Genomic DNA, 21,511 nt, shown 5'->3' with positions numbered 1-21,511 from the left:
GAAAGGGGGTTTGCAAGGCGAAAGCGGCGGGCCAACGGTTGGCGCGAGGTGATATATAAAGATTATGAAAGGTGAAAATGAGAATAAATGATTTGTGTGAAGGCAGTCCCAAGATGGAAAAAGCCGCTTCGGCACGGGTGGTTTAAGCCTATAGTTATACGACGCGCAAAAAACGCGCCGCAGCCCGAGGCTGTGATTATATTATCTGGTTGAATAATCCTTTTATTACATTCATATACAAATGCCGCGTAGAGTGCCAGCTAAGTAAGGATCAGCTATGAAGAGAAAAATCCCTATCCTGAAAAATACATACGAGCAAGTTTATCATGATGCCGGGCCACACCATGCCGTCCCGTTGTTGATTATGTCGAGTGAAGCGGGAACAGAAGTATTCTTTTCACCTAAGCTCAACCAGTTGCAGTTACTTGCTGCATTGGACATTGCCATTATTAATATGACCGCCTACCGGGAGAAAATGGGTCAGCAGGATATTACCGGCGAGGTGTGGAGTGCCGCCAACAGCGACCGGGCCAGCTAACAATGGGGAAAAACCGGGGGCTGATGCTGATTGTCCTCTCCGGGCGCAATCAGCATATACTCCTATAAATCAACCGCCTATCCTAGGTTGATCGGCCGCCTGGCCTACCGCCAGCCATCCTGATTGAAAAGATCGTCGTCATTATTACGTGCAGGGAGTTTACCCATAATGCCCGCCCAATGTTCAACCTGCTGTTTGCTGATATACTTCACTTCGGTCGTACCTGGATGGCTTTCTGAGGGAGTCACATAGGCAATACACGGAAAAAACTTCGGCCTGTTCTGGAACAGCAACTCCTCCACTTCTTCATTATTCATCAGAGGGTTTATTCCTGATCCCGGGAATAAAAGGTACTCATCAAAAAGCCATGTGCGATACTCCACTATATTAGTTAATAGCTTCATAACAGTTCCTTTATCCACTAGCTGTAGAGGGGCACATCAATGTTAGTATGGTGCATTTAGCCATTTTTGGTAGCTATTAAATGAATGGTTTGACACTTCGATGACAAATTAATTTCAACCACCAGAGAAGATCCCTCTTCTTCAAGCAGTTAGTAATTAAGCACTATTTAGATTTTTCCCACAAAACCGATTTACCACATCTTCCATCTAAATGAGATATTACCGCGCCCAAGGGGGTGACAGCGTCACGCCCCCATATAGAGCATCGCATCTGTAGGAAGCACCAAACGGATGCCGCCATAATGATGTGGCAAGGTCAGGTAACTTTCTGCCTGGATTATTTCCTGCATATTGTCGGAGAGCCGCCCGAGCGCTTTTTGCATCTGCTCCAGATAATCATGGGTGTCATACACTTTATCTATGCCTTCCAGCGCATGGTTCATGATTTTGCGCGCCACGTCATTCGGCACGCCCAGTGCCGATAACTTCGACCGCGCGGTACGCCGCAAGTCACGGGTGGTGAACGCCTCCAGACCTAGCCCCCGCTCTGCCCGCACCAGCCGACGCAAGGATTGGGTGATCGCCCCTTTCGACAACGGCAACTCCGGGTTGAGTGGCGAGGGCGCCAGCCAGGGACTGCCGGGGTTAGCGCGGTCGAGCGCCTCAATGCACTGGCGCATCAGTGGGCTGATGGGCAGCGTATGATCGCGCTGGGATTTATTGCGTTTCCCCTGCCGCCAGATGCCCGCCTCCAGATCAAATTCACTGCGCCGCGCGCGCACCACCTCGTCCGGCCGTCGCGCCGAGAGCAGGCAGAGGCGCAATGCCCAGCGGCACTGCTCCGACAGATCCCACATGTCCAGCCCATGCCAGAACACCCAGATCTCTGCGTCGGTCAAGGTACGTTCACGCGGCGGATTGTTGCGGCCGCCGACATCGCGACGTTTCATCGCCCCCAACGGCGAGTGATCCAGATAGCCCTGCGTCTCCGCCCAGCCGAGGAACTGTTTACACAGCGCGAACACCCGCTTGGCCTCAGAGATTTTGCCTTCGGCCAGCAGCAGGTTGAACAGCCGGTTAAGGCGCAAGCGCGTCAGCTTTTTCAGTTGCAGTGTCCCGATGCCGGGCAGCACGTGGTTCAGCAGGGAGGAGATGGCAATCTCGGGCCGACGGCGGGTTATCATTAATGACAGCCGGATCCAGATACGCATGATCTCCTCGACCGTGCCCTCCTCGTCCACATTGTCCAGCTGCGCCAGCGGGATCGCCTGCAACTGTTCCATATACTCCAGAACGTGTCGGCCCACCCGCTCATTAACAAAATCACTGTTCAAATCCATAACGCTTGTTTTTCTGTGAGTTAGCTGAAGGCGGCAGTTATAGCAGGTTCCTCTCCACAGCTCAAAAGCTTTGTGACTCCATACCTAATAAGTCTGGAGTCACAGAAACAAAGCTACGCTCATAATAATGAGGCTGGCAGCATCATGATTGTGATTTATCAGAAACGCATTTAGCGCAAAACGCGCCCACTTGGGCGCGTAAGAAGGGAGACGAAAGCCGGTTTTATACTGGCCCCTGCGCGTGCAGGATGCGCTGTGCATCGGCGTCACTTAGGGTGTAGTCGAAGAAGCGCTGGTAGAACGTCTTGGTGATTTTCAGCATGTCGATGTCAGTGAACCGTGTTGGGTGCAGTGTTTTGGCGGCCCAAGGAATTTGCAGCGCCGCTTCGGTGCCGTAGCGATCCCATGGGAAAACGCCCGCCGGGTTGCGGAACACTTTGCCAGCCTGCTGGGCCTTTAGCGCAGCGAAGATCGGCGCATCACCCGAGTCTGCAATGTTGCCAGCATCGGCACCGAGAATAATCACGTCCGGCTGCCAGGCTAAAATCATCTCCGGTGAAACTTCATGCATATTGCCGGAAATGGATGCCGCGGCATTGCGCCCGCCTGCCGCACGGATCCACTGGTCAATCAGGGTGCCCGCGCCATCCACTTTCAGGGGGTGCAGGGAGGAGATATGCAGCACGCGCGGGCGCTGCGCCTCGGGCAGGTTTGCCAGCCGCTGCCCAACCTGCGTGATCTGCCCATCCAGCCAACTGTTGTAAGCGTTGGCCCGCGCCATCGCATCCGGCGTGCCAAGTACCTCGGCGGTGGTCAGCAGGGATTTTTTCATCGAAGCGTAGTCGGTAAAGCGCATCTCCAGCGTCGGGATATGCGCCTGCCGGTAGGCCGCCGCATCGCTGTCGCCCGCTGGCACAAAGATCACGTCGGTGTTTCGTGCCAGCAGTGCCTCACTGTTGAAGCTGATGCCATGCACTGACAGCGCCTGCGACAGCGACGGTTGCAGGCGGAACATCCACGGTCGGCTCTCTGGATGATTGACGGTGGCGACGATTTTGTCACCGGCACCGAGAGTCATCAGCAGGGAGTGGTGGGCAAACCAGGCATCGGCGATGCGGCGCACCTGTGTCGGCAACGTGACGCGATGGCCAGTATCATCTGTTACCTGTCGGGGGCCATCTGCGGCAAATGCGGGCAATGTGGCGGTGAAAAACAGGGAACATGCCCAAGCTGCCATGCGGGATCTGACCATAACCTACCTGCCTGAAAGAGGAGAAAGGCGTACCATAACATAGCGCTATATATATTTATATATATCGAAACCATAGGGCGCGCCGACCAATCGTTATATACATTCATATATATCGCTGTGCTACCCTAGCCGCCCTTTTTTTATTGCCTATGGCTTTCGGCGCTTCGCCGTTTTGATTTTATGATGAGCACAATGCACAGATTTACCCGCCATGCCCTTGCACTGGCGGTGCTTTCCGCCCTGCCGGGCTACGCCTGCGCCAGTGATGACACCCTGACCGTGACCGCCAATCCAGCCACCACCGGCAGCGAGCCAGCCGCCACGGAGAAACGCGCCTCGCTCGGCAACTTGGGCAAGCGCGAGATCCGCAATACGCCCTACTCCGTCCAGAGCGTCTCCCCAAGTGTGATGACCCGGCAGCAGCTGAAGGATGCGAAACAGGTCTACCGTTATATGCCCTCTGTGCAGGGTGATGGCGCACGGCCACAGACGCGCGGTATGCAGGGTAGCGTGGTGCAGAACAGCCTGTTGGACGGGCTGAATATCGTCTCAACCACCCAATATCCGGTCGAACAGTTTGATCATATTGAAGTATTGAATGGCTTGGGTGGCGCGCTCTATGGCCCGGCCAACCCGGCAGGGATGTTCAATTTTGTCTCCAAACGCCCTACCGATCTGCCCCAGCACAGCCTGACGCTGGGCGGCGGCACCGACGGCAGCCGGCTGGTTGCCACCGACCTCAGTGGCCCGATCGACAGCAACGATCGCGTTCGTTACCGCCTGAACCTGCTAGATGATGAGGGGCACAGCTATGCCGCCAACAGCCGTAAACGTCGCCAGCTGTTCAATCTGGCGCTGGATGCCAACCTCACTGACCAGACAGTGCTGGAGACCACCTTCAGCTATTACCACTACTATGCCAAAGGGCTGCCCGCCAATTATGCCTTGGCCAGCGGCGTCGCGTTCCCGTCGGCATCACGCATCGATAAGGATCGTTCCGGTCAGTATTATGCGGGAAATGACGATAAAACCCTGACCGCCTCACTGCACCTCAAGCATGACTTTGACGGCAACTGGCAGGGGGAGATCGCCGTGCTGCGCCAGATCGCTGACCGCGAATCGACCGCCGTCACCAACACTTTCCTGAACAATGACGGAAGCTACAAGACCACCGCGTCCACCTCCACCGCCAGCCGCTTTACCATCAACAGCTACTTTGCCAACCTGACCGGCGAAGTAGAGACTGGCTGGTTGAAGCACGATCTGGCGGTCGGGATGCGCGGTTTTGTCTGGAAGAATTACAACCCGCGCAATGGCGGCAGCTACACGCTGGGCGAGGCGAGTCTGGATAATCCGCAGCGCTTTGCGGAGCCGGACTACCCGGACTACACGGATCGCTACCACTCGGCGACCACCACCCAGCAGGCATTCCTGTTGAGCGATACCCTGACCTTCTCACCGCAGTGGAGCCTGCTGCTCTCTGGCAGCGAGAGCTTCCTGACCTCGGCCAACTACGGCAAAAGTGGCGTGCGCAGCAGCCAGTCCGATGACAGTGGCTTTAGCGGTTCTGCCAGTCTGATGTACAAGCCAGTCGATCCGCTGACGCTCTATGTCACCTACGCCGACAGCCTGCAACAGGGCGACGTGGCACCAAGCGGGGCCAGCAATGCCGGATCGGTGCTCTCCCCCTACCGCAGCAAGCAGACCGAGGTGGGCAGCAAACTGGCCGTGGGCCGCACGTTGCTGACCGCCGCGCTGTTCCAGATTGATCGCCCCTACGCCTATACCAATAGCCAGGGGGAGTATGCGGTGGATGGCGCGCAGCGTAACCGCGGGCTGGAACTGATGGCAGACGGGGATGTATTGCCGGATCTGCACCTCTATGGCGGCATGACCTGGCTGGACCCGCGCCTGCGTGACAGCGCCAATGCCGACGCCAAAGATAAGCAGATTGTCGGGCTGCCGCGTTACACTGCCAGCCTGTTGGCGGTCTATACCCTGCCAATGCTGAGCGGAACGGAGATCCATGTCGGGGGGCGCTACGTGGGCCGCAGGCCGACGGACAACGCGAATGATAACTGGACGGGGAGCTACGCCACCTTTGATGCTGGCGGCAGCTACAAAACGCGGTTGTTTGAGACGGATACCACCTTCCGGCTGGATATCACCAACCTGACCAACCGCCACTACTGGACGAATATCGTGCCGGGCGGCTTGAATGGCTACAGCGGTGCGGGCTATGCCTCGGCCCAACTGGGAGAGCCGCGCATGGCACAGCTCTCGATGCAGATCGCCTTCTAATAAAGGCATCGCCCGGCGCAGAGGCCGGGCGATGGATCAGTGTTTGGTTTTGTCCGTTTCAGGCTCTTTGTCGCCGGCTTCCGGCGCACTGTGCGGATCGTCTTTATCTTCGGCCTTGGACGGCGCAGGATTCTGATGCTTGTCGTTTGGTTTATCGCTAGCAACATAACTCGGGTTCATCGCGTGCTCCTCACGGGTTGATCGTTATCCAGACTTTCATTCGCAAAAACGAAAGGTGAATGAAGAGTATAGCCAAAATTCCACGCCCCGCCGCCCGCCTTCCCGCCGCTAACGCAACTGGTTGCCAGAGAGTTGGTTGATCAGCACCTCGCACAGCGGCCACTCGCCGTAGCCCGCCTCACTGTGCAAGTGGCCAGCGCCCTTGATAATCCGCAAGTCGCTACCCCAGGCGGTGGCCAGTTGGTTGGCGCGCGTCAGGCTTAGGTGCTCATCGTTATCACTGGCAACCATCAGGCTCGGGAAGGGCAACCGTGCCAGCGACAGTGGCCGTTGCAGGCGGATTGGCGGCAGGGCGTACGGCGCATCCACATCCGCGGGGGCCACCAGCAGCGCGCCCTTGATGCGGGCATCGGGATAATGCGCTGCCCACTGGGTGATGGCTACCGCTCCGCAGCTATGCCCGATCAGCACAATCTCCCCCTCCAAGGGTGCGAGGGTCTTTTGGATGCCCTCAATCCACGCCTGCCGCTCGGGCCGCTCCCAATCCTGTTGCTCAACCCGCATAATCTGCGGGTATTTCTGTTCCAGCAGGGTCTGCCAGTGGTGTGGCCCAGAGTTGGTGTAGCCGGGCACGGTAACAAAATGCATGGTGAAGTTCCTTATCAAAGTGACGTTGTCACGTTTAGCGAGACCAGCACCCCAGCATAGGGTGCACGGGCCAGCGCGACAAGCGTTTACTCCTCGCGTTTCAGCGCCAGCAGCGCCGGGATCTGCTCCTGCGGAATGGCATGGGAGAAGAGGTAGCCCTGCATCTCATCACAGCCCGCCTCAGCCAGCACCGCCATTTGCCCCTCGGTCTCCACCCCTTCGGCGGTGACTGTCAGGCCCATCGCCCGCCCCAGCCGCACCACGGACTCAATGATGGCGCCCGAGTTCTCCCCCTCGCCGAGGTTCTGGATAAAGGAGCGGTCAATCTTGATCTTGTCTACCGGGAATCGGCTGAGGTAGCTGAGGCTGGAGTAGCCGGTGCCGAAGTCATCCAGCGCGATCTTGAACCCGGCCTCACGCAGCGCCAGCAGCGTCGCGCGCGAGATCTCATCGTCATCCAGCAGCACGCTCTCGGTGATCTCCAGCTCAATCCGTGTCGGGTCGGTCTGCTCCTCCGCCACGATATGCTGTACCCGCTGGGCAAAGCCGTTGGTGCGGAACTGCACCGGCGATATGTTCACGGCGATAAACAGGCCCGGCCAGCCGTGGGCCGCGCGGCACGCCTGCCGCAACACCCACTCCCCCAGCGGGATGATGATGCCGTTCTCCTCGGCAATCGGAATGAACTCCTCTGGGGCAATTTGTCCACGCACCGGGTGCTGCCAGCGCAGCAACGCCTCAAGCCCGATGATCTGCTGGCCGCTGATGCCCACCTGCGGCTGGAAGTGCACCGCCAACCCCTGCTCGTTGAGCAAGGCATTGCGCAGATCCGTGGCGAGTGCCTGCCGCGTTTTGACAGAGTCATCCATCGACTGCTCAAAGTAGCGGAAGTGGCCGCGCCCCTCATATTTGGCGACATAGAGGGCAATGTCCGCCTTGCGCATCAGCTCGCCACGCTCGATGGCATCCGCCGGTGCCAGCGCCACGCCAATGCTGACGCCAATAAAGGTATCGTTGCCAGCCAGCAGGAAGGGGCGCTCGATCGCCACGTGGATGCGCTGGCAGAGCGCCTGCACATCGCTCAGCTCCTGCACTTCGCTCTGCACAATCACGAACTCATCGCCGCCGATGCGCGCCACGGTGTCGGTTTTGCGTACCAGCCCGTTGAGCCGCGACGCCACTTCCTTAATCAGGCCATCGCCCGCGCCGTGGCCCAGCGTGTCATTGACGTTCTTGAAGCGATCCAGATCGAGCACCAGCAGCGCAGTATAGCCACCGTTGCGCAGGGTCGCCGCCAGCGAGTGCGACAGCCGATCCTCCAGCAGCGCGCGGTTTGGCAGGCCGGTCAGCACGTCATGGAACGCCAGGTGCTGCGCCTGCGCCTCGCTGGCGCGCAGCTCAATCATCGATTTTTGCAAGTTGAGGGAGGAGCGCCAGAGCGAGCGGACGATCACCGCAATCACCAGCAGGAACAGCAGCGCAGAGAGCGCCGTCGCCGGGCCAATGACGCTGAGCATCCGGCTGCCGGGGCGCTCTGGCTGCCAGGTCAGGTAGCCCATCGGCTGCCCCGCGCGCGCATGGAGGGGAATACTGTGCTCGCCCGGCAACTGCCCCGGCCGCGGGCTGTAGTGCAGGCCGGCAATCATGCTGCCCTGTGACAGCTCATCCAGATAGCCATCATTCAAGAAGCGCAGGCTGACCAGCGTAAAGGGGCGGCCGCCCAGCGGGACATTGATTGGGCTGGCCGCCATGATCATCGGCTCGCCCCTGACCATCACCATGTCAGAGAGAGTGGTGGTGCGGGAGCGGCTGTGCTGCGCCGGTGAGGAGTGGCGGGCCGCCTGATCGCCACGCTGGCGCAATTGGTTGAGGCGTGGCACCACCTCCTGTGGCAGGACGGTGGGGTCTGGGCTGGCGACGCCATTGATGGAAGCAAAAACCAGCCGGTTCTCCGCGTCGAAGATAAAGACCTGCTGATGTTTGAACATGCTGAACAGCCAGTTGCCGACATTGTCGTTCAGCCAGTTGGTGTCGATGGGCTGTTGGTTCAGCTGTTGCCCCAGCGGCGGCCAGGCGGCGACGCTGCGTTGCTGTCCTGCCAGCTCACCCAGACTATGATTAAGGGAGGTGGTCAGGATGCGCGTCTCCTGCTCCAGCTCACGCTGGTTGGTGTTATGCCCAAGCCATACCAGAAACAGCGTGATCAGCGTGAACATCACCAATAGCACGGTCGCCAGCGGATAGAGCATCTGCCGGTTAAAGCGGCGGCGAAAGCCATCGGGGAGGGTCAAATTGCTGAGCATGGGCGGTTCCGGACTGGTGGACGCGATCCGTTAAGATTAGTACAAAAATCAATCTTGTTAATGCTTCACCGCAGAGGGCGGCGGCAAGCGCGCCCGGTGGCAAGAGAAAAATCAGAGAGGCCGTCAATTGTCTGAAAATGGCTGGCAAAACCGGCCGCAGGCCAGAAAACAACGGCTTGAAACGGGAATCGCTCAGGTTATATTCATATTAGATATGTATATAACGATAAAGCATAAGCATAGCCAATATTGTTCTGGTTGCCCTACCCTAAGTTAACCTACACTCGCGAAAAACACTCTTAAGGCAAACCTATGAAATTCAACGCCCCAACCTTGATTGCCCTGGCCCTGGCGGCCTCATTTTCCGTCTCGGCGGCGACCCCGCCCGATACCTTGGTAATTGCCCAATCGATTGACGACGCCAGCAGCCTCGACCCGGCGCAGGGTTTTGAACTGACCTCCGTGCAGGCATTCACCAACCTTTACCAGCGTCTGGTGCAGTCTGACCCGCAAAACCCGACTGACATCAAACCGACCCTCGCCAGCAGCTGGCAGCCGGGTAGCGACAACCGCAGCATGACCTTCACCCTGCGTGACGGCGCGACCTTCTCCAGCGGCAACCCGGTGCGCCCGGAGGATGTGATCTTCTCCCTCTCCCGCGTGGTGAAGCTGAACCTTGAGCCATCGTTTATCCTGACCCAGCTGGGCTGGACGGCGGAGAACGTCGACGCCAACCTGAAAAAGGTGGGTGACAATCAGGTGCAGGTGAGCTGGAGCGCCAACGTCAGCCCGACCTACGTGCTGAGCCTGCTCTCTGCGCCGGTGGCCTCAATCGTTGATGAGAAGACCGCGATGGCGCACCAGCAGAAAAATGACTACGGCAACCAGTGGCTGATCTCTCACTCTGCTGGCAGCGGCCCCTACCAGATCCGCCGCTTCATCGCCCATGAGGTGCTGTTGCTCTCCGCCAACCCGACCTCACCGGCGGGTGCTCCGAAGCTGAAAAACGTGCTGATCAAGAACGTGCCGGAGCCAGCCGCCCGCCGCCTGCTGCTCGAGCAGGGCGATGCGGATATCGCACGTAACCTGGGCGCTGACCAGATGGCCGCGCTGAAGGGCAAGGCGGGCGTCAAGCCGGTTGCCTACCCGATGGCCTCCCTTTACTACGTGCAGTTCAACATCGACGCCTCGCCAGCGCTGAAGAACCCGGCATTCTGGGAGGCTTCCCGCTACCTGTTCGACTACCACGGCATTGCCGACGATCTGCTGAAGGGCCAGTTCCAGGTGCACCAATCCTTCCTGCCGGAAGGTTTCCTGGGCGCGCTGAATGACAACCCGTATACCTTCGATCCGCAGAAGGCCAAAGAGATTCTGGCGAAAGCGGGGCTGAGCAACGTCAGCTTCAAACTCTCCGTCAGCAACCAGCCGCCCTATCTGGACATCGCACAGGCGTTGCAGGCCAGCTTTGCCAAGGGTGGCGTGAAGGTGGAACTGCTGCCGGGCATCAGTACCGAGGTGGCGTCCAGCGTCAAGGCACACAAATATGAGGCCACGCTGAATGCGTGGGGCGCGGACTACTTCGACCCGAACACCAACGCCGCCGCCTTTGCCTATAACCCGGAAGATGGCAGCACCACGCTGGCGATGCGCTCCAACTGGCACATTCCTGAGCTGACCAAGCAGGTACTGGCCGCCACGGCAGAGAGCGACAAGGCCAAGCGCGTGGAGATGTACCAAGCCATGCAGCGTGAAGTGCAGAAGAACTCACCTTACGTGATCGGTTTGCAGGCGCGTAATCTGGTGGCGCTGCGCGACAACCTGCAAGGCTACGTGCAGGGCATTAACCCTGACATGGTTTACTACAATCAGGTCAGCAAGTAATGGCCGCAGTAAATCCTGAAGCCGGGGCGACCCGGCTGTTTTTACGCCGTGCCAGCCGGGTGGCGACCGGCCTGCTGTCGGTGGCGATCACCCTGCTGGGGCTGCTGGCCTTCACCTTCGCTCTGTCACGCCTGTCGCCGGTCGATCCGGTGTTGCAAGTCGCTGGCGATCACGCCAGCGCAGCCACCTATGAGCAGGTGCGCCGCGATTTGGGTCTCGACCAGCCGGTGCTGATGCAGTTCGGCCACTACATTGAGCATCTGGCGCAGGGTGACATGGGCATTTCGCACATCACCAACCAGCCAGTGCTTGACGACCTGATGCGCACCTTCCCGGCCACCGTGGAGCTGGCCACCTGCTCGATCCTGTTTGGCGCGATTTTTGGCATCTCGCTGGCGCTGCTCGCCGCCTGGAAACCCGGCAGCCTGCTGGACAACGTGGCGCGGCTGGTGTCGCTGCTCGGCTACTCGGTGCCGATCTTCTGGCTCGGCCTGCTCGGGCTGCTGCTGTTCTATGCCGTGCTGCACTGGTCAGCCGGGCCGGGGCGGCTGGATGATCTCTACGTCTATACGCTGGAGCCAAAAACCGGCTTCGTGCTGATTGATACCTGGCTCTCCGGTGACCGGGAGATGTTCCTTAACGCGCTGGCGCACCTGTGGCTGCCGGTGGTGGTGCTCGGGCTGCTGGCGATGGCCAGCATTACGCGTCTGCTGCGCGCTGCCCTGCTGGAGGAGAGCAACAAAGAGTATGTGACGCTGGCGCGCGCCAAGGGCGCAAGCCGGGGCCGCATCCTGCTGCGCCATATCTTCCCGAACGTGCTGGGCACACTGATCACCGTGCTGGCGCTCTCTTACGCCAGCCTGCTGGAGGGTGCGGTACTGACCGAGACGGTCTTCTCCTGGCCGGGCGTCGGGCGTTACCTGACCACCGCGCTGTTCGCCTCGGATGCGCCAGCGATTTTGGGTGGCACGCTGCTGATCGGCACCTGCTTCATCATCCTGAATGCGCTGGCGGATGCCCTGACCTACCTGACTGACCCGAGGACTCGATGACGCAACATCTCTCTGACGTGGAGCCACTCACCCCGCGTCGCCGTCGCCGCCGGGTGACCACCCTGGCGGTTGGCGGCACCCTGATTGCAGTGCTGCTGCTGGTGGCGCTGTTCGCGCCCTGGCTCGCGCCTTTTGATCCGAACGCGCAACAGATGTCGGCGCGCCTGCTGCCGCCCTCGGCGCTGCACTGGTTTGGCACCGACGGCTTTGGCCGCGATCTCTATTCGCGCGTGCTGTATGGCACTCGCCCCACCCTGCTGCTGGTGATGCTGATTCTGGTGCTGACCATCCCGGTCGGGATGCTGATTGGCATCAGCGCCGGTTACCTCGGTGGCTGGACCGAGCGTGTGCTGATGCGCATTACCGACATCTTTATGTCGCTGCCCAATCTGGTGATTGCGCTGGCGCTGGTGGCGATGCTCGGCCCCGGTTTACTGAATGGCGCGCTGGCACTGGCCTTGACCAGCTGGCCGCCCTTCGCGCGGCAGGCACGGGCGGAGACGCTGGCCCTGCGCCGCAGTGACTACCTGGCCGCCGCCCGGATGCAGGGCATCAACGGCCTGCGCCTGATGTTCGGCCATATCCTGCCGCTCTGTATGCCGAGTGCGGTGGTTCGCGCCGCCCTGAGCCTCGGTGGCATCATCCTGTCGGCGGCGGGCCTCGGCTTCCTCGGCATGGGCGTACAGCCGCCGACCGCGGAGTGGGGTTCGATGGTGGCCGAAGGCAGTAAAGTGATTTTTGACCAGTGGTGGGTCGCCGCCGCACCGGGTGGCGCCATTCTGTTCGCCAGCCTGGCCTTTAACCTGACAGGCGACGGCCTGCGTGACCGACTGGATACCCGTAATGGCCATTGATACTGCCCCTCTGGTCGTAGCCGACCGGCTGCGCATCTCCGTTGCCGACAGCGGCGCCCCGCTGGTCAATGACCTGACCTTCTCCCTTGGCCGTGAGCGCGTGGCGCTGGTGGGCGAGTCCGGCTCTGGCAAGTCCCTCACCGCCCGCGCGCTGATGGGGCTGCTCTCGCCATCACTGCGGGTGCAGGCACGCACCCTGACGGTGGGCGGCGAGGCGATCCTGAACCTGAGCGAACGCCGCTGGGGCCAGTTGCGTGGCAACCAGATCGCGATGGTGATGCAAGACCCTAAGTACGCCCTCAACCCGACGCGCACCATTGGCTGGCAGGTTGAGGAGCCGCTGAAGCTGCACAGCGCCCTCTCCCGCGCCGAGCGCCGCGAGAAGGTGTGCGCGATGCTGGACGCCGTGGGCCTGCCGCAACCGAGCGAGCTGATGAAGCGCTATCCGCACCAGCTGTCGGGCGGCATGGGACAGCGCGTGATGCTGGCGATTGCGCTGATCACCGAACCGCAGTTCCTGATTGCCGATGAGCCGACCTCGGCACTCGACCACGCGATGCGCGATCAGGTGCTCGGCCTGATCCGCAAGCTGGTTGAGGAGCGCAACATGGGCCTGCTACTGATCAGCCACGATCTGCAACAGGTGGCCGATCACTGTGACCGGGTGATGGTGATGTACAAGGGCGACATTCTTGACGCCTTGCCGGCCGCCGAACTGCCGTTCGCGACCCATCCCTACACCAGCACGCTGTGGGCCTGCCGCCCCAACAAATCGACGCATGGCAAGCCGCTGCCGACGCTGGATCGCGCCGCTCTGGAGGCTGACCGTGGGAATCATTGATCTGAATGGCCTGAGCGTGTCACACCGTCAGGGTTACGAGATGCGCACCGTGGTGCATGACGTGTCGCTGACCGTGCAACCCGGCGAGTGTTTTGGGCTGGTCGGCCCCTCCGGCTGCGGCAAATCGTCGCTGCTGTGGGTGATGGCCGGGCTGAACCCGCACTGGGAGGGGCAGATGCAGTTGGCTGGCCATCAGGCGACGCCGGGCAAAGCCTTCACTGGCGACCTGCGCCGCGAGGTGCAGATGGTATTCCAGGATCCCTACGCCTCGCTCCACCCGCGCCACCGCCTGCGCCGCACGCTGGCGGAGCCGCTGAAGCTGTTTGGCTTCGACAATGTGAATGACCGCATCAATGACGGCTTCCGCCATGTGGGGCTGGATCCGGCGATGGCCGATCGCTACCCGCACCAGCTCTCCGGCGGTCAGCGCCAGCGCGTGGCCATTGTGCGCGCCCTGCTGCTGCAACCGAAAGTGCTGCTGCTCGATGAGCCAACCTCTGCGCTGGATATGTCGGTACAGGCCGAAGTGCTAAACCTGCTTAATGACCTGAAGCAGCAGGATAAGCTGACAATGGTGCTGGTCAGCCACGACCCGGATGTGATTGACCACATGTGTGACCACGCGGTGCACATGGCAGCCGGGCGGATTGTTGGTTAACACCCAAAAACGACGAAGCACAGGCGCAATGCAAATTGCGCCTTTTTTGTGGGGTCTGCTCGGAAAGACATCCTATGGCAAGACTCTTTTTTGATCAAAGGAGGTTGCGGCGGATTCTCAACCTTTGAAAACCACCTGCTCATGTGGCCCTGTCGTTTACAAAGCCAGAGATTACTCATTAAAAATAAGATTAAGGTCATCCTTAGGAGCCTTTCCTATTACTCTATCGGACCGATCCCCGCCCCGTCGGTTCTATAGAATCTGAACGAACCCAGCCAATGACAGCGTCTCCATTTTTCCTGAAAAACATAACCGATGAAAAACCGTTATATTGAGCGTAAACACTAACCACATCACCCTTAATTATGAAGGTATCTTTAATTTTACATGCTTCATTAGGGGCACTATAAAAATACACCCTTGGCTTATACTTAACTATATAGTTTGATTGTGCCGTTGGCTCTATTGATTGTTTTTGTTCAGCCAATTTATTTTTATCGCCGCATCCTCCCCATGATAAAAATGAAGATGCGATCAAAGACAAAAACAATACAGACTTCATAAGATTCCCTCTTTGTTCATTTGGCTCATCAAATCACTTGTATAATTTGGATTATTAACGTGCCCAGGCCCTGCCAGCGCGTGTCCTCCAGTAAGCATTTGGTACATTGCTTCTGATAATCTGGCTTCGTGATACATGGTAATTAGAAGAAAGACTCTCAAGGAGAGCCTTTCTTCTAGAACCCTATTTTTTACTGAACTGAATGAAGGAACTGATTCCTATCTTTACATTCGATGTCTGAGAACCGCTTGCCCATAAATTCGCAATGATATTTTATGTAATCGTCCCATTTAGGCTGTGTCATAGGTTGCTTCACACCTCTATTAACCTCTTTTGTAATTATTGCACTTAGCTCACGATTTCTCTCATATGTTTGCTGATACAGGCAAGCATTTTGATTTATTTTATACTCAGCGCCATCATCAGGGGTATATGCACAAATTTCATCCCTGGCTTTAAGCCATAATCTTTGTGAATGCATGACTTCATTTTTTATAGCAGGAAATGATTTGATTATACTCTGGTATAAATAATTAAGAGTGCCATCTTCTAATTTGTAGTTATTGTAGGAGCATTGTTCCAATGCAGCTGTATTTTCACTCGTACAATTTTCATAAGCAAATGTAGAAAAACTGATTAAAGACAATAGTAAGAATCTTTTCATTGAGACAACCCTTCCTCAAATAACTTAGCCTCATCTTCTCTTCGAGTTATCAACCCATCCAAACCTTTACCAACCCAAAGCCTTTTCATAGATCGGAACTGATTAGGAATGTCATTCAAATCACCTGAAACAAAGTCATCATGTATATTTTTCATTTCCACACGTGATTCAGCGCTTGGTTTTGTGAAGGAAGTACCGCGGTTAATTACTAACGAAAGCATTGCACCTTGGCAATGCGGATGAGTGTTTAAAACCTCAGGATATGTATCTACAACTATTTGTGCATATTCTGATTTCATTTTCATCGCTAAAGATACAGCATCCTCTTTGCTAATTGTTATATCATCTAGCGAAGGAATAATAGCTACTGCATCACTTCCTGTCAGCCGAATAGCCTTTTCTAGTCGAGTCAGCTGCTCCGTAGTAAAGTAACCTGAAAGCATAGCCCGCATTTTAGATACAGTTTGTTGCCCTAAATCAAAGCCATACCCAATTGTAACACCACTAGCACTACTACCTTTAGGTACATAAGGGCGCTTTTGATATCCTTCTGCTTTTAGAATCAACTCTGCTGATTTTTTAGATATTTTATAAATACCCAAACTAGTTTCAAAGTCGAACGTTTCACTAAATTTTACTGCAATAGCATCAAGAAACACAATTGGGTGCATGTGCCATAATGCTTCACCGCTGCGGATCTCCGGTACATTTTGCATCCACACCAATTTGTTGATGAAATCCCGGTTATACAGCGCCAGATCCGGGTATTTCTTTGCCTGCTCATCCAGCGCAGCCTGCCACAGGGCTGACATCCCATCTTTCAACCATTCGCTGTGATGTTTCACCACCAGACGCTGTACTTGATATTGGATATGCGGTTGTGCGTTATGCAAAAATCGCCACAGTTCGCCGGCATCAATCACACCATCCTTGTTCAAATCCATCAGTTTCAGCAGTCTCTGGTATTTCTCGATGTAACTCGAAGAATACATATCCCGCGTTTCACTCCGGGCCAATGCTTCCAGCCGCCCATATATCTGGCGCAGCCATCCCTCTTTCGGGGTTTGAAAGATACTTTGCGGCGCATCCTCCTGCTCCAGCGGCATAAAGCCCCGCTTTTCGAGATCAAATTGATTAACTCTCTCCACATCTTCCGCTGTCATCCAAGCCAGTTCGGCAGGAATGTAATACCATGTCTTGCCGTCAGCCTCTAATTTCCGGCACTCACTTTCCGGCGTGTAACGCTCTGCGGTACTGAGCGAAGGGTCTCCGCTCACGCCGGCCACCACAAACGTTTTATCACGCTCCCTGTACATCCAGCGGGTTTTATCTGCCAACGTGTGCAGCTCTGCCGAACCGGTCGTCACTCCAGCTTTGTTCGCCAGATAATTCTTCATCCGCGCATCCTGGCTGAACACCTCCAAATGGCAGAAGTACTGCGGGCCGCCATATGGATGTTCATTAAGGCCCAGGTGGCCTATAAGCTCTCCGGCCTTGATCACCGGCGCATCTGCTCCGGAAACTGTCACCACCTGATTAAATACACCATGCTGGCGGGCAGCCTGCATCCATGCGGGCAGCGCAACTCCTTGCAGCTTCACAAACTTATCCAGCCCGGAAATCCAGCCAGATTCCCCAGCAGATAATCCGCTTTTCGCTCCTTCCGGTATCGACACCACGGACACGAAGATAAACGGGGCAGGCCTGCCGTTCAGCAGGAATGAAGCCTCCTGCTTAATCTCCACCACGGCACCACGTGGCAGCGTCGTCTGACTATCTCGCGGTACTTCATAGTGGTGCAGCGCATCGCGGGGAACGTTGACCCCTTCCTTTAGTCCGCTACGTATCCAGCCGGGAAACGTGTTGTCCTGGCGAATTTTGAGCGAGCTGGCGGTCACGGTGGCAATCGGCATGTCTGTGATACCGTACTCAGATAGCGGGGCTATCTGCATCCACAGAGTATAGAAATCCAGTGCGTTTTCGGGTTTGTCTTTATCCGGGGTACAAGTGGATTTGATGAGTACGAAGGTGGAACTGAATTTCAACATCTTTTTCCCGAATGCCGCCGTCTGATAATCGTCATTCAGCCGCCAGACAACCACCTGACCATCGGTCATAGATTTCAATCCATGACTGTCGGTTTTGAAAATCGCGTTGCCAGCAAAGCTTTCATAGAGGTGAATCCCCCCATGCCAGTGCTCTGCTTGCTTCATTAGCCAGTGGGTATCTCCCCCACTGCCCTGCATGGCTGCCATGAAGCCTATTGCCGAACGGTAGCCGTCAACCGGAAATACCATTTTCATTCCATTATCCTTAATCTTTTAATGGCTATTTGCCCATCATACACCGTTCATGGCATAACCAAAATTTCCTATATGGCCTAGGTTGTTACTGAACATCGCATTGTTCCGGAGACATGCACACAATGGGCGTTGTTGGCTGCTTTTTGGCTAAGCCCTATAGGTCAGCAATCCAGCGAGAGCACTCATAACAGGGTTTTCGGTGACCTGAAAAGCGGCCGCCAAGTGAGCTAGCGGTCAATGTGATTGCTGCCCAGCACTGTCTTTTACACTGGAGATTAAGTGATCGTTGATTTTGAATAATAAACTAAAAGTATGTTGTAACTACTTGCGTGGTGTAAATACATTGCTAAAAAAGCCGGCTATTGCCGGCCTTGGGGATTAGAAATCAACGGAGGCGGAGAGCACCACTTCGCGCGGATCGCCGATCGCGATACGCAGGTTGCTGGCGCTGGAGGTGTAGTAGGTGGTGTCGAACAGGTTTTTCACGTTCAGTTGCCACTTCACATCGTAGCCACTGTAGGGCGTGTGCCAGGCGACAAAGGCGTCGGCTACCGTGTAGTCATCCAGCCAGAAACTGTTGGCGGCGTCGCCCGGTCGCTTGCCAACATAACGACCGCCGACACCGGCGCGCAGGTCATCATTGGCAATCAGCCCGGTATGGCCAAAATCATTGGTCAGGAACAGCGCGGCCGTGTGGCGCGCGGTGTTGGGCATCCGCATCCCACGGTTCTCTGGGTCCTCTTTGACCCGTGCGTCGGTATAGGCATACGATCCCACCAGACTCAGGCTACGGGTCAGTTGGCCTGCCATATCCAGCTCCACGCCCTGTGAACGCACCTGCCCAGCGGTGCGGGTATAGGTTTCGCCGCCAATCGTCTCGCTCACCATCACATTGCGCTTGCGGATGTCATATAGCGCCAGCGTGCCGGTAATGCCGTTAGACGTGTCAATTTTCGCGCCCACCTCATACGCCTTGCCCTGCTCCGGTGGCAGCGCACCAATCTGTGTGGCAATGGAGGAGTTGGGCTTGAACGACTCGGTATAGCTGGCGTAAAGACTCGACCAGTTATTTAGGCTGTAGACCACGCCCACGCGCGGCACCAGTTTGCTGTCTGAACTCTGGGTATTGGTGACGAATGGGCGGCCCTTGCCGGCCATCACGTCGAAGCGGTCGTAGCGCAGGCCGCCAATCAGTTGCCAGTGCTCATCCAGACGCAGCACGTCCTGCATAAACAGCCCACGGCTGTCGATGTTCTCACGCTGGTCGCTGTCCTTGGCGCTGACGGCGGTGCTGGTATCCAACAGGCCATAGACCGGATCATAGACGTTAAACAGGCTGTTCTTGGTTTTGGTGCCGCGGATCATGTCGCCCCGGTAGGTGCGGTCGGCCTCATAATCGACGCCCATCAACAGCTGGTGGTTGACGCGCCCCCAATCAACATCGCCATTTAAGGAGAGTTGCGCGATCTGGGTACGGGCATTGGCGGCAGCCGTCGAGTCGGCCTGGCGCGTCAGGATACCTGTGTCGGCGTCATAGGCGGTGGCGCGCGCCTGATTGTCGCTGTAGCGGTTGCGGTTGAAGGAGTAGGTAAACTGGGATGACCAGTTCTCGCTCAACGCCTGATCGGCTTGGAAGGTCAGGGTGTCCTGATCACCACGCGTGGCGTTGTAGGTTTCGTCGAAACGGCGCTCACGCGGCACATTGACCGGCTTGCCGGTGTTGGTGTCCAGCACCGTGCCGCGATCAAAGGGCACCAGATACTCCATATGCTCCCAGGAGAGCCGCACCACCGTGCTGTCGCCCACCCACATCAGGGAGGGCGCCACCACGGTCTGGCGTGTACGGCCAAAGTTGCGCCAGTAATCCGTCTCACTGTGATCGACAATCAACCGGCCAGCAAACCCGCCGCCCAGTGGGCCAGTGACGTCAAGCTGGCCGCCACCGCCGCCAAAGCTGCTGGTGCGCCCTTCCAGATGCACATGCGGCGTCATCTGCGGTTTTTTGCTGATGATATTGACCATCCCACCCGGTTCATTCATGCCGTAGAGCATCGACGACGGGCCTTTCAGCACCTCCACCCGTTCAGTGGTCGGCGTGAAGTTACGCGCCTGAATGGAGCGCAGCCCATCGCGCAAAATGGAGCCGTCGCGGTTGTCGCCAAAGCCACGTTTGATCACCGCATCCTGGGTGCCGCCCAAGGTGTTGGACTGGGTAATGCCGCTGACGGTGTAGAGCGCCTGATCGAGGCTGCTGGCATCCTGATCCTCCAGCACCTGTTTCGGCACCACGGTAATGGATTGCGGCGTCTCGACGATGCGGCTCTCGCTGCGGGTGGCGGTTACGCTGCTGTGCGGCTGGTACGAACCGGTGTTGGCGGTTGCGGTCTCTTCCGCTTTTTTCGTGACGACCAGCGTATCGCCGGTCTCCTCAGCCTGAGTGAGGGTGGGAATGATCAGGCTGCTGCCCAACAGGCAGGTCGCGATGGTTTTCATGGGGTAACTGGCTCCAGAAAGTCCCTGTCAAAGTCAGCGGCAAAAAGCGCTGATAAAGGTCTTGTAATGTCTGTTGTGGGTTGAGATCGCTGAACAAGGCTGGATAGAGCGCCTTGGCAAAATATTCGGTGGCCACCACGTGATAGGGGCTGAGGTAGAAGTTGTGCCACAGGGCATAGGCACGCCCGTCGCGCACCGCCGGCAGTTGCGCGAGGATCGGCTGTTTTGCCATCACCTGCTGGAAGCTCTGCGCGGCCTGTGCCGCCGCCACCTGCGGGCCGAGGCGTACCGTGCGGCTCCCCCCCTCTGGTTCGCCCAGGCCGGTGGCGATATAGACGTCAGGGTTGGCGGCCAGCACGCTCTCCGGGTTCAGCTCGCCGAACACGCCGCTCACCTGACCTGCCGCGATGTTCTCCCCGCCGGCGAAGGCCAGCAGTTGCCCAAGGTTGCCATTGACGGCGGTGGTGCAGCAGGTGTCGCGCCGACCGAGGTGCAGATGCAGCATCACGCGGGTTTTTGGCCCTTGGTAGGTCGACAGCCGCTGTTGGATCGCCGCCATATGGTGTTGGTAGAAGGCGATGAACGCCTCCGCGCGCTGCGGCTGGTTGAAGATCTCGCCCAGCAAGCGCACGCTCGGCACGGTATGGTTAAGCAGATCTACCCGCAGATCCACCACCACCACCGGCACATGGGCCTGCTCCATCAGTTGCAGGAAGGCGGCGTTACCGGCGGTGCTTTTGGCCAGACGCGGCAAAATCACCAGATCGGGGTTGAGCGCCAGTACCTTCTCGGCGCTGATGTCATTGACGCTGCCGCTGCCCAGTTGCGGAATGGTCGCCAACTGTGGAAATGCCTGCCGGTACTGCGCCCAGGTCTGCGGGTCATACTTCGCCAAATCCGCTGGCCAGCCCGCGATATGTGCTGCCGGATAACCCGGTTGCAGCAGGGCTAGCGTGTAGAGCATCCGGCTCTCACCGAGGATAACGCGCTGGGGGTGATCTGGGACGGTGACCTGTCGGCCGAGCAGATCGGTCACCTGTTTGGCGTGGCTGCCGAGGCTTACCACCAGCAGCAAAAGAGCGGCAAAACGCATGGGGTCCATCCGGGCTATCAAAGAGGTCGCAAAAGATAATCAATATCATTTGCTTTTACAATCTATTCCGGGAGGAAACTATTCATTTCATTAGTTAATGGCGGGCAGAAAGAAAGAATCCCAGAATCCTGGGATTACAGGATT

18 protein-coding genes are annotated in these 21,511 nt (G+C 57.5%); 7 read left to right on the top strand and 11 right to left on the bottom strand.

Annotated elements, in window-relative coordinates:
* Positions 1-277: 277 nt before the first annotated feature.
* A complete protein-coding gene (locus tag C1N62_RS19835; RefSeq protein WP_137765457.1) occupies positions 278-538 on the top strand; it encodes a hypothetical protein in 261 nt (86 codons plus the stop codon).
* Positions 539-642: 104 nt separating this feature from the next.
* On the opposite strand, the gene C1N62_RS19830 is transcribed toward C1N62_RS19835, so the two are convergent.
* The 3 genes from C1N62_RS19830 to C1N62_RS19820 form a co-directional block, all read right to left on the bottom strand.
* Positions 643-942 carry a hypothetical protein gene (locus C1N62_RS19830; protein WP_137765456.1) on the bottom strand — a complete coding sequence of 100 codons (300 nt, stop codon included), beginning with the start codon at positions 940-942 and terminating at the stop codon, positions 643-645.
* A 245-nt stretch (positions 943-1,187) separates the two neighbouring features.
* Positions 1,188-2,282 carry a site-specific integrase gene (locus C1N62_RS19825; RefSeq protein WP_137765455.1) on the bottom strand — a complete coding sequence of 365 codons (1,095 nt, stop codon included), beginning with the start codon at positions 2,280-2,282 and terminating at the stop codon, positions 1,188-1,190.
* A 223-nt stretch (positions 2,283-2,505) separates the two neighbouring features.
* The gene (locus tag C1N62_RS19820; RefSeq protein WP_137765454.1) at positions 2,506-3,519 is read right to left on the bottom strand and encodes an ABC transporter substrate-binding protein; all 1,014 of its coding nucleotides are present in this window, start codon (positions 3,517-3,519) and stop codon (positions 2,506-2,508) included.
* Between the two features lie 207 nt (positions 3,520-3,726).
* Here C1N62_RS19820 and C1N62_RS19815 point away from each other — a divergent pair, with 207 nt between their 5' ends.
* Positions 3,727-5,835, top strand: coding sequence for a TonB-dependent siderophore receptor (locus C1N62_RS19815; RefSeq protein WP_137765453.1), 2,109 nt, complete (start codon positions 3,727-3,729; stop codon positions 5,833-5,835).
* Positions 5,836-5,871: 36 nt separating this feature from the next.
* On the opposite strand, the gene C1N62_RS23215 is transcribed toward C1N62_RS19815, so the two are convergent.
* The 3 genes from C1N62_RS23215 to C1N62_RS19805 form a co-directional block, all read right to left on the bottom strand.
* Positions 5,872-6,015 (bottom strand): hypothetical protein, encoded by a 144-nt coding sequence (locus C1N62_RS23215; protein ID WP_168195912.1) that lies wholly within the window; start codon positions 6,013-6,015, stop codon positions 5,872-5,874.
* A gap of 108 nt (positions 6,016-6,123) precedes the next feature.
* Positions 6,124-6,663: an alpha/beta hydrolase gene (locus tag C1N62_RS19810; RefSeq protein ID WP_137765452.1), complete on the bottom strand. Its 540-nt coding sequence runs from the start codon at positions 6,661-6,663 to the stop codon at positions 6,124-6,126.
* An 86-nt stretch (positions 6,664-6,749) separates the two neighbouring features.
* Complete coding sequence (locus C1N62_RS19805) at positions 6,750-8,966, bottom strand: EAL domain-containing protein (RefSeq protein WP_137765451.1); 2,217 nt, start codon at positions 8,964-8,966, stop codon at positions 6,750-6,752.
* A gap of 312 nt (positions 8,967-9,278) precedes the next feature.
* On the opposite strand from C1N62_RS19805, the gene C1N62_RS19800 reads away from it, so the two are divergent.
* The 5 genes from C1N62_RS19800 to C1N62_RS19780 are packed head-to-tail and all read left to right on the top strand — an operon-like array spanning position 9,279 to position 14,252.
* Positions 9,279-10,847 (top strand): ABC transporter substrate-binding protein, encoded by a 1,569-nt coding sequence (locus C1N62_RS19800; protein WP_137765450.1) that lies wholly within the window; start codon positions 9,279-9,281, stop codon positions 10,845-10,847.
* Positions 10,847-11,899 carry an ABC transporter permease gene (locus tag C1N62_RS19795; RefSeq protein ID WP_137765449.1) on the top strand — a complete coding sequence of 351 codons (1,053 nt, stop codon included), beginning with the start codon at positions 10,847-10,849 and terminating at the stop codon, positions 11,897-11,899. Before C1N62_RS19800 ends, C1N62_RS19795 begins: the two co-directional genes overlap by 1 nt.
* Positions 11,896-12,753, top strand: a complete 858-nt coding sequence (locus C1N62_RS19790; protein ID WP_137765448.1) for an ABC transporter permease — start codon at positions 11,896-11,898, stop codon at positions 12,751-12,753. Before C1N62_RS19795 ends, C1N62_RS19790 begins: the two co-directional genes overlap by 4 nt.
* A complete protein-coding gene (locus tag C1N62_RS19785; protein WP_137765447.1) occupies positions 12,743-13,594 on the top strand; it encodes an ABC transporter ATP-binding protein in 852 nt (283 codons plus the stop codon). The genes C1N62_RS19790 and C1N62_RS19785 overlap by 11 nt, the downstream gene beginning before the upstream one ends.
* Positions 13,587-14,252 (top strand): ABC transporter ATP-binding protein, encoded by a 666-nt coding sequence (locus tag C1N62_RS19780; protein ID WP_137765670.1) that lies wholly within the window; start codon positions 13,587-13,589, stop codon positions 14,250-14,252. The genes C1N62_RS19785 and C1N62_RS19780 overlap by 8 nt, the downstream gene beginning before the upstream one ends.
* Before the next feature lie 223 nt (positions 14,253-14,475).
* Here C1N62_RS19780 and C1N62_RS19775 read toward each other — a convergent pair whose 3' ends face one another.
* From C1N62_RS19775 to C1N62_RS19755, 5 genes are all read right to left on the bottom strand, one after another.
* Positions 14,476-14,814, bottom strand: coding sequence for a hypothetical protein (locus C1N62_RS19775; RefSeq protein ID WP_137765446.1), 339 nt, complete (start codon positions 14,812-14,814; stop codon positions 14,476-14,478).
* A 190-nt stretch (positions 14,815-15,004) separates the two neighbouring features.
* Positions 15,005-15,478 (bottom strand): lysozyme inhibitor LprI family protein, encoded by a 474-nt coding sequence (locus C1N62_RS19770; RefSeq protein WP_137765445.1) that lies wholly within the window; start codon positions 15,476-15,478, stop codon positions 15,005-15,007.
* Positions 15,475-17,781, bottom strand: a complete 2,307-nt coding sequence (locus tag C1N62_RS19765; protein ID WP_137765444.1) for a pesticin C-terminus-like muramidase — start codon at positions 17,779-17,781, stop codon at positions 15,475-15,477. Before C1N62_RS19765 ends, C1N62_RS19770 begins: the two co-directional genes overlap by 4 nt.
* Before the next feature lie 378 nt (positions 17,782-18,159).
* On the bottom strand, positions 18,160-20,274 hold the full coding sequence (locus C1N62_RS19760) for a TonB-dependent siderophore receptor (RefSeq protein WP_137765443.1): 2,115 nt from the start codon (positions 20,272-20,274) through the stop codon (positions 18,160-18,162).
* Positions 20,210-21,367, bottom strand: a complete 1,158-nt coding sequence (locus C1N62_RS19755; RefSeq protein WP_137765442.1) for an ABC transporter substrate-binding protein — start codon at positions 21,365-21,367, stop codon at positions 20,210-20,212. The genes C1N62_RS19760 and C1N62_RS19755 overlap by 65 nt, the downstream gene beginning before the upstream one ends.
* Between the last annotated feature and the right edge of the window lie 144 nt (positions 21,368-21,511).

This window comes from Nissabacter sp. SGAir0207 (assembly GCF_005491205.1).
In the GTDB taxonomy this organism is placed as follows: domain Bacteria; phylum Pseudomonadota; class Gammaproteobacteria; order Enterobacterales; family Enterobacteriaceae; genus Chimaeribacter.
This window is presented reverse-complemented; position numbering and strand designations above follow the sequence as displayed.

Excerpts from the sequence above, each read along its gene's own strand:
- C1N62_RS19835 (WP_137765457.1), top strand. The coding sequence starts at position 278 with ATGAAGAGAAAAATCCCTATCCTGAAAAATACATACGAGCAAGTTTAT.
- C1N62_RS19830 (WP_137765456.1), bottom strand. The coding sequence starts at position 942 with ATGAAGCTATTAACTAATATAGTGGAGTATCGCACATGGCTTTTTGAT.
- C1N62_RS19825 (WP_137765455.1), bottom strand. The coding sequence starts at position 2,282 with ATGGATTTGAACAGTGATTTTGTTAATGAGCGGGTGGGCCGACACGTT.
- C1N62_RS19820 (WP_137765454.1), bottom strand. The coding sequence starts at position 3,519 with ATGGCAGCTTGGGCATGTTCCCTGTTTTTCACCGCCACATTGCCCGCA.
- C1N62_RS19815 (WP_137765453.1), top strand. The coding sequence starts at position 3,727 with ATGCACAGATTTACCCGCCATGCCCTTGCACTGGCGGTGCTTTCCGCC.
- C1N62_RS23215 (WP_168195912.1), bottom strand. The coding sequence starts at position 6,015 with ATGAACCCGAGTTATGTTGCTAGCGATAAACCAAACGACAAGCATCAG.
- C1N62_RS19810 (WP_137765452.1), bottom strand. The coding sequence starts at position 6,663 with ATGCATTTTGTTACCGTGCCCGGCTACACCAACTCTGGGCCACACCAC.
- C1N62_RS19805 (WP_137765451.1), bottom strand. The coding sequence starts at position 8,966 with ATGCTCAGCAATTTGACCCTCCCCGATGGCTTTCGCCGCCGCTTTAAC.
- C1N62_RS19800 (WP_137765450.1), top strand. The coding sequence starts at position 9,279 with ATGAAATTCAACGCCCCAACCTTGATTGCCCTGGCCCTGGCGGCCTCA.
- C1N62_RS19795 (WP_137765449.1), top strand. The coding sequence starts at position 10,847 with ATGGCCGCAGTAAATCCTGAAGCCGGGGCGACCCGGCTGTTTTTACGC.
- C1N62_RS19790 (WP_137765448.1), top strand. The coding sequence starts at position 11,896 with ATGACGCAACATCTCTCTGACGTGGAGCCACTCACCCCGCGTCGCCGT.
- C1N62_RS19785 (WP_137765447.1), top strand. The coding sequence starts at position 12,743 with ATGGCCATTGATACTGCCCCTCTGGTCGTAGCCGACCGGCTGCGCATC.
- C1N62_RS19775 (WP_137765446.1), bottom strand. The coding sequence starts at position 14,814 with ATGAAGTCTGTATTGTTTTTGTCTTTGATCGCATCTTCATTTTTATCA.
- C1N62_RS19770 (WP_137765445.1), bottom strand. The coding sequence starts at position 15,478 with ATGAAAAGATTCTTACTATTGTCTTTAATCAGTTTTTCTACATTTGCT.
- C1N62_RS19765 (WP_137765444.1), bottom strand. The coding sequence starts at position 17,781 with ATGAAAATGGTATTTCCGGTTGACGGCTACCGTTCGGCAATAGGCTTC.
- C1N62_RS19760 (WP_137765443.1), bottom strand. The coding sequence starts at position 20,274 with ATGAAAACCATCGCGACCTGCCTGTTGGGCAGCAGCCTGATCATTCCC.
- C1N62_RS19755 (WP_137765442.1), bottom strand. The coding sequence starts at position 21,367 with ATGCGTTTTGCCGCTCTTTTGCTGCTGGTGGTAAGCCTCGGCAGCCAC.